At 72.9% G+C, this 13,695-nt stretch carries 12 protein-coding genes; 3 read left to right on the top strand and 9 right to left on the bottom strand.

Annotated features, from left to right (window positions below):
* Positions 1–2 precede the first annotated feature (2 nt).
* Together AB0F88_RS35855 and AB0F88_RS35850 are read left to right on the top strand one after the other, a co-directional pair.
* A complete protein-coding gene (locus AB0F88_RS35855) occupies positions 3–1,511 on the top strand; it encodes a glycoside hydrolase family 3 N-terminal domain-containing protein (RefSeq protein ID WP_362694808.1) in 1,509 nt (502 codons plus the stop codon).
* A gap of 27 nt (positions 1,512–1,538) precedes the next feature.
* Positions 1,539–2,438 (top strand): MurR/RpiR family transcriptional regulator, encoded by a 900-nt coding sequence (locus AB0F88_RS35850; RefSeq protein WP_362694805.1) that lies wholly within the window; start codon positions 1,539–1,541, stop codon positions 2,436–2,438.
* A gap of 37 nt (positions 2,439–2,475) precedes the next feature.
* On the opposite strand, the gene AB0F88_RS35845 is transcribed toward AB0F88_RS35850, so the two are convergent.
* On the bottom strand, positions 2,476–3,573 hold the full coding sequence (locus AB0F88_RS35845; protein WP_362694802.1) for a serine hydrolase domain-containing protein: 1,098 nt from the start codon (positions 3,571–3,573) through the stop codon (positions 2,476–2,478).
* Positions 3,574–3,612: 39 nt separating this feature from the next.
* Here AB0F88_RS35845 and AB0F88_RS35840 point away from each other — a divergent pair, with 39 nt between their 5' ends.
* Positions 3,613–4,131 (top strand): MarR family winged helix-turn-helix transcriptional regulator, encoded by a 519-nt coding sequence (locus tag AB0F88_RS35840; RefSeq protein ID WP_362694799.1) that lies wholly within the window; start codon positions 3,613–3,615, stop codon positions 4,129–4,131.
* A gap of 46 nt (positions 4,132–4,177) precedes the next feature.
* On the opposite strand, the gene AB0F88_RS35835 is transcribed toward AB0F88_RS35840, so the two are convergent.
* The 8 genes from AB0F88_RS35835 to AB0F88_RS35800 all read right to left on the bottom strand — a co-directional run bounded on the left by AB0F88_RS35835 (position 4,178) and on the right by AB0F88_RS35800 (position 13,443).
* Positions 4,178–5,260, bottom strand: coding sequence for a serine hydrolase domain-containing protein (locus tag AB0F88_RS35835; RefSeq protein WP_362694796.1), 1,083 nt, complete (start codon positions 5,258–5,260; stop codon positions 4,178–4,180).
* A 202-nt stretch (positions 5,261–5,462) separates the two neighbouring features.
* The gene (gene murQ / locus AB0F88_RS35830; RefSeq protein ID WP_362694793.1) at positions 5,463–6,392 is read right to left on the bottom strand and encodes an N-acetylmuramic acid 6-phosphate etherase; all 930 of its coding nucleotides are present in this window, start codon (positions 6,390–6,392) and stop codon (positions 5,463–5,465) included.
* A 128-nt stretch (positions 6,393–6,520) separates the two neighbouring features.
* The gene (locus AB0F88_RS35825; protein WP_362694790.1) at positions 6,521–7,435 is read right to left on the bottom strand and encodes a GNAT family N-acetyltransferase; all 915 of its coding nucleotides are present in this window, start codon (positions 7,433–7,435) and stop codon (positions 6,521–6,523) included.
* The gene (locus AB0F88_RS35820) at positions 7,432–8,442 is read right to left on the bottom strand and encodes an ABC transporter ATP-binding protein (RefSeq protein ID WP_362694786.1); all 1,011 of its coding nucleotides are present in this window, start codon (positions 8,440–8,442) and stop codon (positions 7,432–7,434) included. The genes AB0F88_RS35825 and AB0F88_RS35820 overlap by 4 nt, the downstream gene beginning before the upstream one ends.
* Positions 8,439–9,614, bottom strand: coding sequence for an ABC transporter ATP-binding protein (locus tag AB0F88_RS35815; RefSeq protein WP_362694783.1), 1,176 nt, complete (start codon positions 9,612–9,614; stop codon positions 8,439–8,441). Before AB0F88_RS35815 ends, AB0F88_RS35820 begins: the two co-directional genes overlap by 4 nt.
* A 4-nt stretch (positions 9,615–9,618) precedes the next feature.
* Positions 9,619–10,566: an ABC transporter permease gene (locus AB0F88_RS35810; protein ID WP_362694780.1), complete on the bottom strand. Its 948-nt coding sequence runs from the start codon at positions 10,564–10,566 to the stop codon at positions 9,619–9,621.
* Between the two features lie 64 nt (positions 10,567–10,630).
* Positions 10,631–11,638: an ABC transporter permease gene (locus AB0F88_RS35805; RefSeq protein ID WP_362694777.1), complete on the bottom strand. Its 1,008-nt coding sequence runs from the start codon at positions 11,636–11,638 to the stop codon at positions 10,631–10,633.
* On the bottom strand, positions 11,635–13,443 hold the full coding sequence (locus tag AB0F88_RS35800) for an ABC transporter substrate-binding protein (protein WP_362694774.1): 1,809 nt from the start codon (positions 13,441–13,443) through the stop codon (positions 11,635–11,637). Before AB0F88_RS35800 ends, AB0F88_RS35805 begins: the two co-directional genes overlap by 4 nt.
* Positions 13,444–13,695 lie beyond the last annotated feature (252 nt).

The following is a 13,695-nucleotide window of genomic DNA, read 5'->3' as shown; positions in this document are numbered from 1 at the left end:
GCATGCCCCATCGCAGCCCCGACCTGGCCCGGCTGGCCATGACCGTCCTCCAGCCGGGTTTCGACGGCACCGAGCCGCCCGGGTGGCTGCTCCGCGCGCTCGGCGACGAGGGCCTCGGCGGGGCCGTGCTGTTCGCCCGCAACCTCGACGGCCTCGGCCACACCGCCGATCTGGTCGCCCGGCTGCGCGCGGAGAACCCCGCCGTGGTGATCGCGGTGGACGAGGAGGGCGGATCCGTCACCCGCCTGCAGGCCGCGCGGGGCAGCTCGTGGCCGGGCAACCGGGCGCTGGGCGTGGGCGACGACGTCGAGGCGACCCGGCTGGTCGCCCAGGAGATCGGCCGCCTCCTCGCCTCGGCCGACATCACCCTCGACTACGCCCCGGTGGCGGACGTCAACGCCAACCCGGTCAACCCGGTGATCGGCGTCCGCTCCTTCGGTGCCGATCCCGACCTGGTCTCCCGGCACACCGCCGCCTGGATCTCCGGGCTCCAGGGAGCCGGGGTGGCCGCCTGCGCCAAGCACTTCCCCGGCCACGGAGACACCCACACCGACTCCCACCACGCACTGCCGACCCTGCACGCCTCCCCGAGGCTCCTCGCCGAGCGTGACCTGCCGCCCTTCCGCACGGCGGTGGCCGCCGGGGTACGGGCCGTCATGTGCGGGCACCTGCTGATCCCGGCCCTCGACCCGGAGAACCCCGCGACGCTGAGCCGGCGGATCACGACCGGGCTGCTCCGCGAGGAGATGGGGTTCACCGGGATGATCGTCACCGACGCCATCGAGATGCGCGCCGTCGCGGCCCTCCACCCGCCGGGGGAGATCGCGGTCCGCGCCCTGGCGGCCGGGGCCGACGCGATCTGCGCGGGCATCTCCTCCCCCGGGGGCGAGAACGTCCACGAGCTGCGCGACGCCGTCGTGGACGCCGTGCGGGAGGGCAGGCTGACCGAGGACCGGCTGGCCGAGGCCGCCTCCCGCGTGCTCGCGCTGTCCGGCTGGTACGCCGCGAACGCCGCCGCGCGGGCGGCGGGGAGCGCGGCCCGGGGCTCGGGGGACGAGGGCGAGGAGCTCGGCCTGCGAACCGCCCGGGCGGCCATCCGCGTGACCGCCACGGACGCCCCGGCAGCGCTGTCCGTGCTCTCCGGGCCGCCGCTGGTCGTCGACATCGCCCCCCGGCTGAGCGAGGCGGTCGAGCCGGGCATGCTCACCGGTCTCATCGGCGCCCTCACCGAGGTGCTGCCGGGCACCGTCGGCCACGTCGTCACCGTGGAGGCGCCCGAGCTGCCCGACCTGGGCGACGGGAGCCGCCCGCTGGTGATGGTGGTGCACGACGCCAGGCGCCACCCCTGGGTCGGTGAGCTGCTGGCGCGGGCCGTCGCGCTGCGCCCCGACACCGTGGTGGTCGAGACCGGGATGCCCGGCGAACCCTCGGGGGCCGTGTACGTGACCACGAACGGCATCTCCCGGGCTTCGGCCCGCGCCGTGGCCCGCTGGTTGACCGGCGACCAATAGGCTGATTTATGACATGAAAGGCGCTTAATGAACGTCCTCGACGGCCCCACCCCCGTGAACCTGGTGGCCACGGTGAGGGCCGTCCTCCCCTCCCTCACCCCCGCGGCCCAGTCCATCGCCCGTCTCATCCTCGACGACCCCGGGGTGGTGGCCCGCAGCACCATCACCGAGTTCAGCGCGGCCTCCGGCACCAGCGAGGCCACGATCGTGCGCACCGCCAGGGCCCTGGGCTTCGCCGGATACTCCCAGCTGCGCTTCGCCCTGGCCGCGGCGGTGGCCAGGGACGAGCCCGAACGGCTGGTCCCGGGCGACCTCGGCCCCGACGACCCGCTGACCGACGTGATCGCGAAGGTGGCCAGGGCCGAGTCGGAGGCGCTGGCCGACACCGCGGCGCAGCTCAACCCCGACCGGCTGGGCATGGTGGTGGAGGCGATGGCCGGGGCGCGCAAGGTCGACGTCTACGGGGTCGGCGCCTCCGGGCTGGTGGCGGCCGACATGGTGCAGAAGCTGATGCGGATCGGCCTGCCCGGCCACGCCTACACCGACGCGCACCTCGCGCTGACCAGCGCGGCGCTGGTACGTGAGGACGACGTCGCGGTGGCGGTGAGCTGCACCGGCGAGACCCCCGACGTGCTGGCGCCGATGCGCGTCGCGCGGCGGGCGGGCGCGACCACGGTGGCCATCACCAACAACCCGCGCTCCTCCCTGGCCGGGCTCGCCGACCACGTCCTGGTCTCGGCGGGCAGGGAGACCGCCTTCCGCCCGGGGGCGCTGGCCAGCCGGATCAGCCAGCTCCTGATCGTCGACTGCATCTTCGTCGGGATCGCCCAGCGCACCTTCGAGACCTCGGACGCGGCGCTGCGGGCCACCAGGGACGCCATCGACGGCTTCAGGACCGACTACCCCCGCCGGAGCAGGTCCTCCTAGCCCGTGCCGCTCCGTACGGGGCGTCCGGACACCCCGTTCACAGGCAGCCGTAGAGCGCTTCCAGGATCGGGGGCCAGCGAGGGTCGGGGCCCGCGGGGGCGATGATCGTGCGGCTCGGCGTGTAGCCGAATCCGACGCCGGCCACCGGGTCGGCGAAGGCGAGCGCGCCGCCCGACCCGCTGTGCCCGAACGCCTCCGCCCGGGGCGCGAAGGGGCGGACCTCGTTGGGGAGCATGTATCCCAGGCCGAAGCGGGTCCGGCCGCGCAGGACCTCGTCGAACCCGTCGCTGTGCGCCGTCGTGGCGCGCGCCAGCATCCCGGGGGCGAGGAGGTCGCCCGACAGGAGCCTGCCGTACAGGGTCGCCAGGGCCCTGGCGGAGGCGTGGCCGTTGGCGGCGGGGATCTGGGCGGCACGCCAGCGCCCGGTGTTCGGCAGGCCGGGCACGAGCTGGTCGGCCGGGTTGAGGAACGCCCTGGCGGTGACCGACGCGGGATCCGCCATCGCCTCGGCCAGCGGGGAACCCGCGGGCATGGGCGGGCTTTCCGGCGGGAGCACGAACGCCGCCCGGTGCGCGTCCTCCCCGGGAAGGCCGATCGAGAGGCCGGGGACGCCGAGTTCCCCGGAGACCAGATCGCGGATCTCCCTGCCGGTGACCCGGCGGAGCAGCTCGCCGACCAGCCAGCCGAACGTGACCGCGTGGTATCCGTGCCGCTCCCCCGGGGTCCACCACGGCTCCTCGGCGGCCAGCGCGGCCGCCATGGCGTCCCAGTCGTAGAGGCTTCCCGGCGGCAGCGGGGAGCGGACCGCGGGCAGCCCCGCGCGGTGGGAGAGCAGCTGGGCGACGGTGGCCTCCGAGGTGAACTCCGGCCAGTAGCGGGCCACGGGCGCGTCGAGGTCGACGAGCCCGCGCTGCGCGCACAGCAGGGCCACGGTCGCGACGACGCCCTTGGAGACCGAGAAGACGTTGACGACCGTGTCGCGGCGCCACGGGCGGCTCCCGCCCTCGTCGGCCGTGCCGAACCAGACGTCCACGACGGGACGGCCGCCCGCGGTGACGGCCAGTGCGGCGCCTCCGGGACCCAGTCCCTCCCTGAGCGCCTCGACGACCGGGGTGAACGCGGGATCACAGAACATGATCTCCTCCTCCGATTACTAAACCTTAGTTGCGCAACCATGGTTGAGTATTTGATGGTGGACCACGTGACGTCAAGCCCGGTCGATCCCGGCGCAGCCGGAGACCTCTCCCTGCTCTTCACCGCCCTGGCCGCCGCCTGCGACGCCGAGGTGCGCGGGCGCATGGCCGCGGCGGGTCACGCCGAGGTGCGCACCGTGCACGGCTACGTCTTCCAGCACCTGCTCGGCGGCCCGGTCCGCGTCAGCGACCTGGCGGGACTGCTCGGCATGACGCCGCAGGGCGCGTCCAAGGTCGTGGCGGAAATGGAGCGGATCGGCTACCTCACCCGCAGGGCCGATCCGGAGGATCAGCGGGCGCGCGTCGTCGAACTGACCGGGCACGGCAGGGACGCCGTCGAGGCCGGCCGCACGGCACGCGCCGCCGTCACCGCCGAGCTTCGCGCGGTCCTGGGCGAGACGGCGGCGGGCGATCTGGTGTCGTCCCTCGATCGGCTGGCCGACCACACGGGCGCCATGCGCGAGCTTCTCGCCCGCCGCCTCCGGCCCCGCTACACGTGAGCCCCCGGTGAGCCCCCGGTGAGCCCCCGCGTTCCGTCGCGCGAGCTCAGGACAGGCGCAGGGCCTCGGCGGCGACGGCGTGGCGCAGGTCGCGGATGCCCGCGCGGCCGCGCAGGGGGTGGACGTTGTTGGTCAGCAGGACGACGGTGAGGGCGCGCCCTGGATCGACGACGAGCGAGGTGCCGGTGAAGCCGGAGTGACCGTAGGCGTCGGCCAGCGGGCCGACGATCGCGGGGTCGCCGATCCGCGCGCCCAGGCCGTGGCGGAAGTCCGCGCCCCGCACGCCGTGGTCGCGGGTGATCTCGGCGACCGCGGCGGGGCCCAGCACCGGCGCTCCCCCGGTGCGCAGCGCCTCGGCGAAGCGTACGAGGTCGTCGGCGGTGGAGAAGATCCCGGCGTGCCCGGCGACCCCGCCCAGGCCGTGCGCGGTCTCGTCGTGCACCTCGCCGCGCACGCATCCGGTGCCCGGGCGCTCGGGCTTGTGCTCGGTGGCGACGATCCGGGGCAGCAGGGACGCGGCGGGACGGTAGCCGGTGTCGGGCAGGCCCAGCGGGTCGATGACCCGGGCGCGGGCGAGTTCGTCCAGGGAGGCCCGCCCGGCGATCTCCGCCACCCGGCCCGCCGTGATCAGCCCGACGTCGGAGTAAAGGTAGCGCTCGCCCGCGGGACCGATCGGCGCCGTCGAGAGGATCCGCTCCATGCGCGTGGCGTGGATCTCCGGGCCGTCGCCGGGGATCTCCTCGTGGGCCCTGCGTCCCGGCGGCAGGCCCGCGGTGTGGGTGAGCAGGTGCCGCAGGGTGACCTCGGGGGCGCCTCCGTAGCGGCCGGGCAGCCAGGCCGCGACGGGCTCGTCCAGGCCGAGAAGGCCGTCCTCGGCCAGTGACAGGATGACGGCCGTGGTGAAGAGCTTGGTGATCGAGGCGAGATCGAAGATCGAGTCGCGGAGGGCGCGCGGCCGGTCCTCGGCGAGTTCCCCGCAGGCCGACGCGTAGCGCACGGCCTCCCCGGCCGCGGCGGCGGCCACCGTGACCCCGCCCACGGCGATCGCGGCCACCGCCGCCGAGCAGACGCGCGGCACCGCCGCCCCGAGGATCCCGGCGAGCCGGGCGTCTTCCGCGGAATCGGTCACCGCTCCCGCTCCATCCCTCGGTCCCGCTCCCGGACCCGCTCTCGACCCCGGCCCTGGTTCCGGTTCTGGTCCCGCTCTCGACCCCGGCCCTGGTTCCGGTTCTGGTCCCGATCCCGCTCCCGGCCCTGGTTCCGGTTCTGGTCCCGATCCCGCTCCCGATCCTGGTTCCGCGGCCGGCGCCGGTTCCCCCTCCGCGGGAGGTTCAGGCACCCCTGGCCTGTCCCGCCGCCTCCAGTGCCGCATCGAGCTGGTCGCCGTGCCGCTCCAGCAGGATCCGGGCGCCGCCGGCGTCGAGGCCGTGCTCGATCATCAGTACCGCGACCTTCACGTGCCATCCGGCGGCCTCCAGCGCGGAGCGGGCGGCGGAGAGGGCCGCCCCGGTGATGTCGCTGACCATCCTGGCGGCCCGGTCGGCCAGCTTGGAGTTCATCGCCGACACCTCGATCATGGTGTTGCCGTAGGTACGGCCCAGCTTGACCATCGCGATCGTGGAGATCATGTTGAGGACCAGTTTCTGCGCGGTCCCCGCCTTGAGCCTGGTGGAGCCGGTCACCACCTCCGGGCCGACGATCACCTCGATGGGGTGCAGCGCGGCCGCCGACAGCGGGGTCGCGGCGTTGCACGACAGTCCCACGGTCAGGGCGCCACGGCGGCTCGCCTCGGCGAGCGCGCCGAGCACGAACGGCGCGCGACCGCTGGCGGAGACGCCCACCACCGCGTCGAGCGCGCCCACCCCCCGTTCCCTGAGGGCGGCCGCTCCCCCGGCGTGGTCGTCCTCCGCGCCCTCGACCGAACGGGTCAGCGCGGGAGTGCCCCCCGCGATGACGCCCTGGACGAGCTCGGGATCGGTGCCGAAGGTCGGCGGGCATTCGGAGGCGTCCAGCACGGCCAGCCGGCCCGACGTCCCCGCGCCCACGTAGAACAGGCGCCCCCCGGACTTCATCCGGGCCACGACCGCGTCCACCGCGGCCGAGATCTCCGGGATCGCCTCGCCCACCGCCGCGGGTACCGCGGTGTCCGCCGCGTTCATCAGCCGGGCCACCTGGTCGGTGGGAAGCCGGTCGATCCGGCTGTAGCGCGGATCGCTCTGCTCGGTGGAGAGCGTGGACAGTGTGGCTAGTTGATCACTCATGACGTCCCATGTCGTTAGTTTTCCTGATCTCACTACCGCTAAGTAGATGATCTTCTGACAGTGAGGCCGTTACAGGCACATACCCGGTGGGAGCCCGCCCATCGGCCCGCCCCGGCGGGCACGGGCCGTCACGGCAGGCCACGGCGGTAGAGCCAGAAGACACGCTCGGCGTACGCGCCGACCGCCCTGGCGTAGAAGCGCAGCGGCCCCACCCAGCCGATCTGGGTGCTCGACATGCCGGCGGCCCGCTGCTCGGCGAGGCAGCGGCGTACGAGCACCCGGCCGACTCCCAGACCCCGCGCGGCCGGCGCGGTGCCCATCGGGCCGAACCAGGAGGGCCTCGAGCCCCAGGCGGCGAAACCGAGGATCTCGCCCTCCCTGACGGCGTAGTGGCAGCCGGTGGCCTGCTCCGCCTCCCAGGCCCACCTGTCGTTCCACTGCTCCTCGACGAAGGCGGACACGGCGGCGCGCTCCCCGGGGGCGGCGGCGCGCACGGTGACCCCCAGGGCCGCCAGCCGCGCGAGGTCGGCCTCGACGGAGAGGTCGCCGGTGAGGTCGGCGGTCATGTTCCAGGCGACCCGGTAGCGCTCGTAGCCGAGGCTCTCGGCCAGGCAGGCGGCCTCGGTGTAGCGCACGTCGACGCCGGGCCAGGCGTAGCAGGGCGGGTTGCCGGCGAGGCGGACCTCGGTCGCCCCCTGGCCGCGCAGCCAGTCCTCGGCCGCGGTGACCAGTGCCCGGCCGAGGCCCGTCCCCCGGGCCTCGGGACGCACCGCGAGCAGGTCGACGTGGCCCGCCCGCGGGTCGCGCGCCGACATGGAGGCGAACGCCACACCGTCGAGGCCGCCTGTCACCAGTGCCGTCCAGGACCGTCGCGCGGGCGGCGTGGCGAGCCTGGCGACCAGGCTCGCGGCCTCCCCCGCGTCATGGGTGAGCGCGGCCCCGGCGATCCCCGCGAGCGCCGCCGAGTCGGCGGCGACGGCCTCGCGGATCCCGGACGCCGCGCCCGCGCGCCCCGCCCCGGGACCGTCTCCCAGCGGGCTCACGGGTGGCCGACCGGCATGGCGACGACGTTGCGGGGAGCGGGGTGGAAACAGGCGTGCTCCTGGGGCGTGCCGCCGCCGTGGCCGAGCGGCGGGTGTTCCGACTCGCAGCGGCCGGTACGGAACGGGCAGCGCCGGGCGAACAGGCAGCCCGCGTCGAGGCGGCTCTCGTCGAGCGCCCCGGTCGGCGTCACCGGCTCCTCGCCGGGCCGCTCCAGGCCGTGCAGCACGGGGATGGCCGACAGCAGCGACTGGGTGTACGGGTGCACGGGGCCGGAGATGATCGTCTCGACGTGGCCGCGCTCGACGACCTCGCCCCGGTAGATGACGTACAGCTCGCCGTCGTCACCGATGTAGCGCGCGGTCGCCACGTCGTGGGTGATGAACAGCACGCTCACCCCGAGGCGCTCGCGAAGGTCCTTGAGCAGGGCGAGGATGCCCAGCCGCAGCGATACGTCGATCATGGAGACGGCCTCGTCGGCGACGAGCATCTCGGGGTCGACGGTGAGGGCCCGGGCGATGACGACCCGCTGGCGCATGCCGCCGGAGAGCTGGTGGGGGTAGCGCGACAGCACGTAGCCGGGGTCGAGGCCGACCAGTTCCAGCAGCTCCTGCGCGCGCCCGTCCACCCATGCCCGCGAGCGGCCGGTCTGCGCGGCCCGCAGCGACAGCGGCGCGTCCAGCGTCTGGTGCACCGTGCGGGTCGGGTTGAGCGCCGAGTACGGGTCCTGGTGGATGAGCTGGATACGGCGGAAGTAGGGCTCACGCTGCTTGGGGCGCAGCGACGACATGGGCGTGCCGTCGATGGTGATCTCTCCGGAGTCGTGTCCCTCCAGCCCGGCGATGATCCGCCCGAGTGTCGTCTTGCCGCAGCCCGACTCCCCGATGAACGACGCCGCCCCGCCCTTCGGGATGGCGAAGTCGACGCCGCGCAGCGCCTTCACCTCCCGTCCGGCGAGGATGCCGCCCCGCTGTTTGAAGGTCTTCGTGATTCCCCGACCAGTGATCACGTTTTCTCCCTCGGTCCGTGTGTCCGGGCGGCGACGGCGTGGCAGGCCACGATCCACTCACCACGCGAGACGGCGGGCGGCTCCTCGGTCTCGCAGACGTCCATGCGCAGCTCGCAACGCTCCCTGAAGACGCATCCCCGCGACGGAACGGTCCCAAGCGTCGGCGGGCGGCCGGGCAGCGCCCTGGCCTCCCCGATGTCGCCGATCAGGCGCGGGATGGCCCGGATCAGGCCCTGGGTGTAGGGGTGGCGGGGGCCGCCGAGCACCTCGGTGGTCGGCCCCTGCTCCACCACGCGCCCGCCGTACATGACGGCCAGCCGGTCGGCGACCTCGGCCACCACGCCGAGGTCGTGGGTGATGACGAGCGTGGTGAGCCCGCGCTCCTCGTGGACCTCCCTGACGATCCGCAGGATCGTGGCCTGAGTGATCATGTCGAGGGCGGTCGTGGGCTCGTCCAGGATGACGAGGTGGGCGTTGAGCACCAGCGCGAGCATGATGCCGACCCGCTGGCGCATCCCGCCGGACAGCTCGTGCTGGTGGGAGTCGAGCACGCGCGCGCCGTCCATGCCCATCCTGCCGAGCAGGTCCTTCGCGTCCCTGACCAGCCCTCGCAGGTCCTGGATGTCGTGCGAGCGGCCCAGGTCGAGGAGCTGCTTGCCGACCGTCTTGAGCGGGTTGAGGGAGTTCTGGGCGGCCTGGAAGACGTACCCGATGTGCCGTCCCCGCGCCCGGCGCAGATCGTCGCCCCGCAACCCCACGACGTCGCCGAGCCCGTCGATCTCCACGCTGCCCGAGCGGATCCTGCCGGGGGGCTGGACCGCGTTGAGCAGCGACAGGGCCAGGGTGGACTTGCCGGAGCCCGACTCGCCGACCACCCCGGTGATCGTCCCGGGCACCAGCTCGAGATCGATCCCCGCCACCGCGGGCAGTTCCCCCGCCGACGTCCGGTAGACGACGGACAGGCCGTTGACGCGCACTCCCGGCGGGCCGCTCCTCCCCGCCTCGCGGAGGCTCGCGGTGCCTGCGGTGTCTACGGTGCCTTCGGCGTTCTCGACGACCCCGACACCCTCCGCGCGCCGGGCGCCCCAGGCACCCCAGGCGCGCCGGGGCCGCACGGCGGCGGACCGCCGCTCGCCCGGTGTCACGGACACCTTCTCCGAACGTGTGAACATCTGTTCAGTCCTCCCGCAGCCGGGGGTTGAAGATCTCGTCCATGGCGTCGACGACGAGGACGATGCCCAGGGTGAGCAGCAGGATCGCCAGCAGCGGCGCCAGCATGTACGGCAGCGCGGTGGTCGTCGTCAGCGCGCCTCCGCCGAACACGGCGAGGTTGAGCATGACGCCCCAGTTGTTGGCGTCGAACGGCAGGACGCCCAGGAAGAACAGGCCCACCTGCGCGTACACCGCGCCGGTCACCGCGATGAGCATGTTCATCGCGATGAAGGGCGCCATGCTGGGCAGCAGTTCCCTGCCGACGATGTGCCGGCCGGACAGGCCGAGCCCCCTGGCCGCCTCGATGAAGCCGCGCTCGCGCAGCGAGAGGGTCTGCGACCGTACGGCGCGCGCCACGCCGCCCCAGCCGAGGAGGCCGAGCACCAGGCCCATCTCGATCGCGCTGGTGAACTTCCAGACGGTCGACAGGACCAGCAGCAGCGGGAGGGCGGGGATGGTCAGCTTCATGTCGGTGATCCGCATGAGCACGCTGTCCCAGCGCCCGCGCCGAAAGCCCGCGAACAGCCCGACGGCGGTGCCGAGGGCCACCGTGATGACGGCGGTGACCAGGGCGGTCATCAGGACGTACCGGGAGCCGGTGACCACCAGGGCGAGCACGTCGGTGCCCTCGAAGTCGGTGCCGAAGGGGTGCGCCAGGCTCGGCGCGGCGTAGAGCGCGTTGTCGTCGCGCGGCAGCCGCGCGGGGTAGAGCAGCGGCCCGAAGATCCCCATGAACGCGAACACGCCCAGGATGGCCACGCCCACGATCCGGCTGGGCTTGCGCCGCAGGACCCGCCAGACGCCGCGCCAGAAGTTGCGCCGCTGCGCCGCGCGGGTGCCGGGGACGCCGGGGACACCCGGGGCGCCCGGAGTCCCGGGAGCGCCGGGAGCGGTGATGACAGGCGCCGTCATGCGACCACCTCCGCCACCGGTGTGACCTGCGGGCCGTCTCCTGCGGCTCCCCTGATTCGCCCGGTCATGACGCCTCCTGTCCGGAACGGACCCGTGGGTCGATGGCGGTGTAGAGCATGTCGGCCACGATGTTGGCGATGACGATCGCCACGGTGATCAGCAAGAAGGCCCCGCCCATCAGCGCGTAGTCGCGGTCGGTGATGCTGTTGAGCAGCAGCAGACCCAGCCCCGGGTAGGTGAAGATCCGCTCGATGAAGATCGCGCCACCGAACAGCAGGCCCAGCGAGAGCGCCAGGATGGTGAACAGCGGCAGGATCGCGTTGCGCGCCACGTAGCGGAAGATGATCCCGCGCTTCATGCCGCGCAGCTCGGCGGCGAGGATGAAGTCGTCGCCCAGCACGGTGACCACGCTCGACTTCATCGCCAGGATCCAGCCCCCGTACCCGGCCAGCGCGTAGGTCAGGACCGGCAGCGTGGCGTACTGGACCAGCGAGCCGATGTAGGCGGCGTTGAGGCCGGGTTCGAGCGTGACGTCCGCGGTGCCGCTGGAGGGGAAGATCGGCAACAGGGTCGTGAAGACCGCGCTCAGCAGCAGCGCGAGGACGTACTGCGGCAGGCCGTGCAGGAGCGAGCCGGAGACGGCCAGGATGTCCCCCAGCTTGCTCGACCGCTTGATCGCCGCGTAGACGCCCAGGATGACGCCGACCGCGAAGCTGAGCAGGGTGCCGACGAGGACCGGCAGGATCGTCCAGGTGGCCGCCGAGCCGAGCAGGGTGGTCACCTCGGCGCCGGGGACGCTCAGCGACTGGCCGAGGTCGAGGTGGAGCAGGCCCCGCATGTAGTCGAGGTACTGCTCCCACATCGTGCCCTTCGGCATGAACCCGTACAGCACCGCGACGGCGCGCTCGGCCTGGTCGGGCGACATGCCCTGCTCGACCAGCTTCTCGTAGCGGGCCCGCATGGGATCGCCGGGGATGTTCCTGATGATCACGAAGCTGATCGTGGTGACCACCAGGATCATGGCGAGCCCGCGGGCGAGGTGGCCCGCGAGGCGGCGTGCGATGACCGTCATATGTGGCCTTTCCTCTTGACCATGCCGAGCTGGAGCCAGACCCCGGAGGTGAGGCGCAGCGCGTCGCTGTCATCGCCCGGGAATCCGGTGAAACGGGTGGTGTTGACGACCTGGGTGTTGACGTAGTCCCACAGCTGGATCACCGGGAGGTCCTGGTTGGCGGTCCTGGCGAGGGCCGAGACGATCCGCCGCTGCTCGGCCTCGGGGACGGAGTTCAGCTTGACCGCCAGCTCGCCGGGGTTGACCATGCCCACGCCCCTGACGTCGATGAGCTCGGCGCCGCCCATCCAGTTGCCCTCCGTGCCGGGGGCGACGTGCTTGAGCCTGCCGCCGAAAAGCTGCCAGCCGTTCTGGGCCCCGTACAGGCGCTGGAAGATGTTGTACGGCGCGGGGCCGAGCGCCACCAGCCAGAAGCCGAGGTCGTACTTCCCGGCCGCCATCTCCTCAAGGTAGAGCGGGTAGTCGGCGGTGGTGACGACCTGCGCGTCGATCCCGGCGTCGTTGAGCTGGCTGGTGACGGCCTTGGCGCCGGCCAGCCAGTCGGAGAAGGAGGCGGGCACGTTGATGGTCATCTTCCAGGGGCTGCCGTCGGGCATCGCCCACTTTCCGTCGACCTTCCGCATGCCCGCGGCCCGCAGCTCGCCCTCGGCCCTGGCGGGGTCGTGCCGGTACGGCTCCAGGGCGGCGAGGCCGTCGCCCAGCCACGCCTTCGCGGCCTGCTGGTGCAGGCCCGAGGTGGTGACCGAGGCGGTGCCGCCCTCGGGGGAGGCCACCTTGGTGACCTGCCTGCGGTCGATCAAATAGGCCAGCGCCCGGCGGACGTGCACGTTGTCGTAGGGCTTCCTGGACTGGTTGAACGCCAGTCCCTCGCTGACGGGCGAGTATCCCCTGACGACGGCGTTGCCCGAGGTCTCGGTGATCCGCCGCATCACGCCGGCGGGGACCGCGGTGAACGGCGCGCTGTCCAGCCTGCCGGCGACCAGGTAGTTCCAGACCTGCTCGTTGCCGGTGTAGTTGAGGATGCGCACCTGGTCGGCGGCGACGTTGGCCGCGTTGTAGAAGTTCTTGTTCTTGACCAGCAGCGCCTCGCCCGGGTTGACGCGCTTCAGGACGAACGGCCCCGCGGAGACGTCCCTGGCCGGGGCGAAGGAGATGACCTTGTCCGCGAGGCTGGTGATCCCGGCCCGCGCCGCCTCGGCCCCGGGGGCGGTGCTCTGCGCGAGCTTCAGCTTCTGCCAGAAGTCGGCGGGCAGCACGCCGCGCCAGACGTGCTCGGGGACGATGACGGTCTCCATGACGCTGCGGACGAAGGAGGAACTGGGGTTCCTCGCCGCCTGGGTGATCTTGATCGTCCTGTCGTCGACGATCGTGATGTCGGAGGCCGTACCGGCCGCGGAGGGGTCGAGAGCGTAGGCGGTGCCGCCCTGGGTGTACGCCAGGCCGATGGAGAACTTCACGTCCTCCGCGGTGATCGGCTCGCCGTCGGACCACTTCCCGCCCGGGTGGAGCTTGAGGGTGATCGAGGACTGGTCGGGGGCGATCTGCCAGCTCTGCGCGACCCCTGGGTAGAACTGGTTCGGATCGGTCAGGTGGTTCTTGGTCCACCCGAGCCACTCGGCGTTGTAGCCCCGGAAGGCGTTGCCCTTGGGGTTGTACGGGTTGATCGGCGCGTTCGCGTCGATACCCGGCTTGAGCGCGTCGATCGTGGTGAAGACGCCACCGGCGGAGCTGTCGCCGCCGCCGCCACACGCCGCGGCACCGGCGGCGAGGCAGAGGGAGACCACTGCCGCTGCTAGTCGCTTCATGAACCGCTCCGTTGGGTGTTCTTCGAGGTCAAGGCACCAATACCGAGGCTTCGGCGTTGTCCGGACAATACGTTCGACCCACCGTTCGCGTCAATTATCTCCACTTCTGTGATACTCCCTGTAACTTTCCTTCACCGACCGGCCGCCCCCGGCGCCGCCCCGCGCCGATCGTCGCCGGCCCCCTGCGGGACGGGCGATCCGGGCCGGACGGCGGAGTGGACGATCTCGGCCGGGCGGGCGCGGGACGGGATG

It is taken from the genome of Streptosporangium sp. NPDC023963 (assembly GCF_040639135.1).
Lineage (GTDB): Bacteria > Actinomycetota > Actinomycetes > Streptosporangiales > Streptosporangiaceae > Streptosporangium.
This window is presented reverse-complemented; position numbering and strand designations above follow the sequence as displayed.

What these genes read in the sequence shown, in the direction of transcription:
- AB0F88_RS35840 (WP_362694799.1), top strand. Translation starts at nt 3,613, where the DNA reads ATGGTTGAGTATTTGATGGTGGACCACGTGACGTCAAGCCCGGTCGAT.
- AB0F88_RS35815 (WP_362694783.1), bottom strand. Translation starts at nt 9,614, where the DNA reads ATGTTCACACGTTCGGAGAAGGTGTCCGTGACACCGGGCGAGCGGCGG.
- AB0F88_RS35845 (WP_362694802.1), bottom strand. Translation starts at nt 3,573, where the DNA reads ATGTTCTGTGATCCCGCGTTCACCCCGGTCGTCGAGGCGCTCAGGGAG.
- AB0F88_RS35805 (WP_362694777.1), bottom strand. Translation starts at nt 11,638, where the DNA reads ATGACGGTCATCGCACGCCGCCTCGCGGGCCACCTCGCCCGCGGGCTC.
- murQ (WP_362694793.1), bottom strand. Translation starts at nt 6,392, where the DNA reads ATGAGTGATCAACTAGCCACACTGTCCACGCTCTCCACCGAGCAGAGC.
- AB0F88_RS35855 (WP_362694808.1), top strand. Translation starts at nt 3, where the DNA reads ATGCCCCATCGCAGCCCCGACCTGGCCCGGCTGGCCATGACCGTCCTC.
- AB0F88_RS35800 (WP_362694774.1), bottom strand. Translation starts at nt 13,443, where the DNA reads ATGAAGCGACTAGCAGCGGCAGTGGTCTCCCTCTGCCTCGCCGCCGGT.
- AB0F88_RS35850 (WP_362694805.1), top strand. Translation starts at nt 1,539, where the DNA reads ATGAACGTCCTCGACGGCCCCACCCCCGTGAACCTGGTGGCCACGGTG.
- AB0F88_RS35810 (WP_362694780.1), bottom strand. Translation starts at nt 10,566, where the DNA reads ATGACGGCGCCTGTCATCACCGCTCCCGGCGCTCCCGGGACTCCGGGC.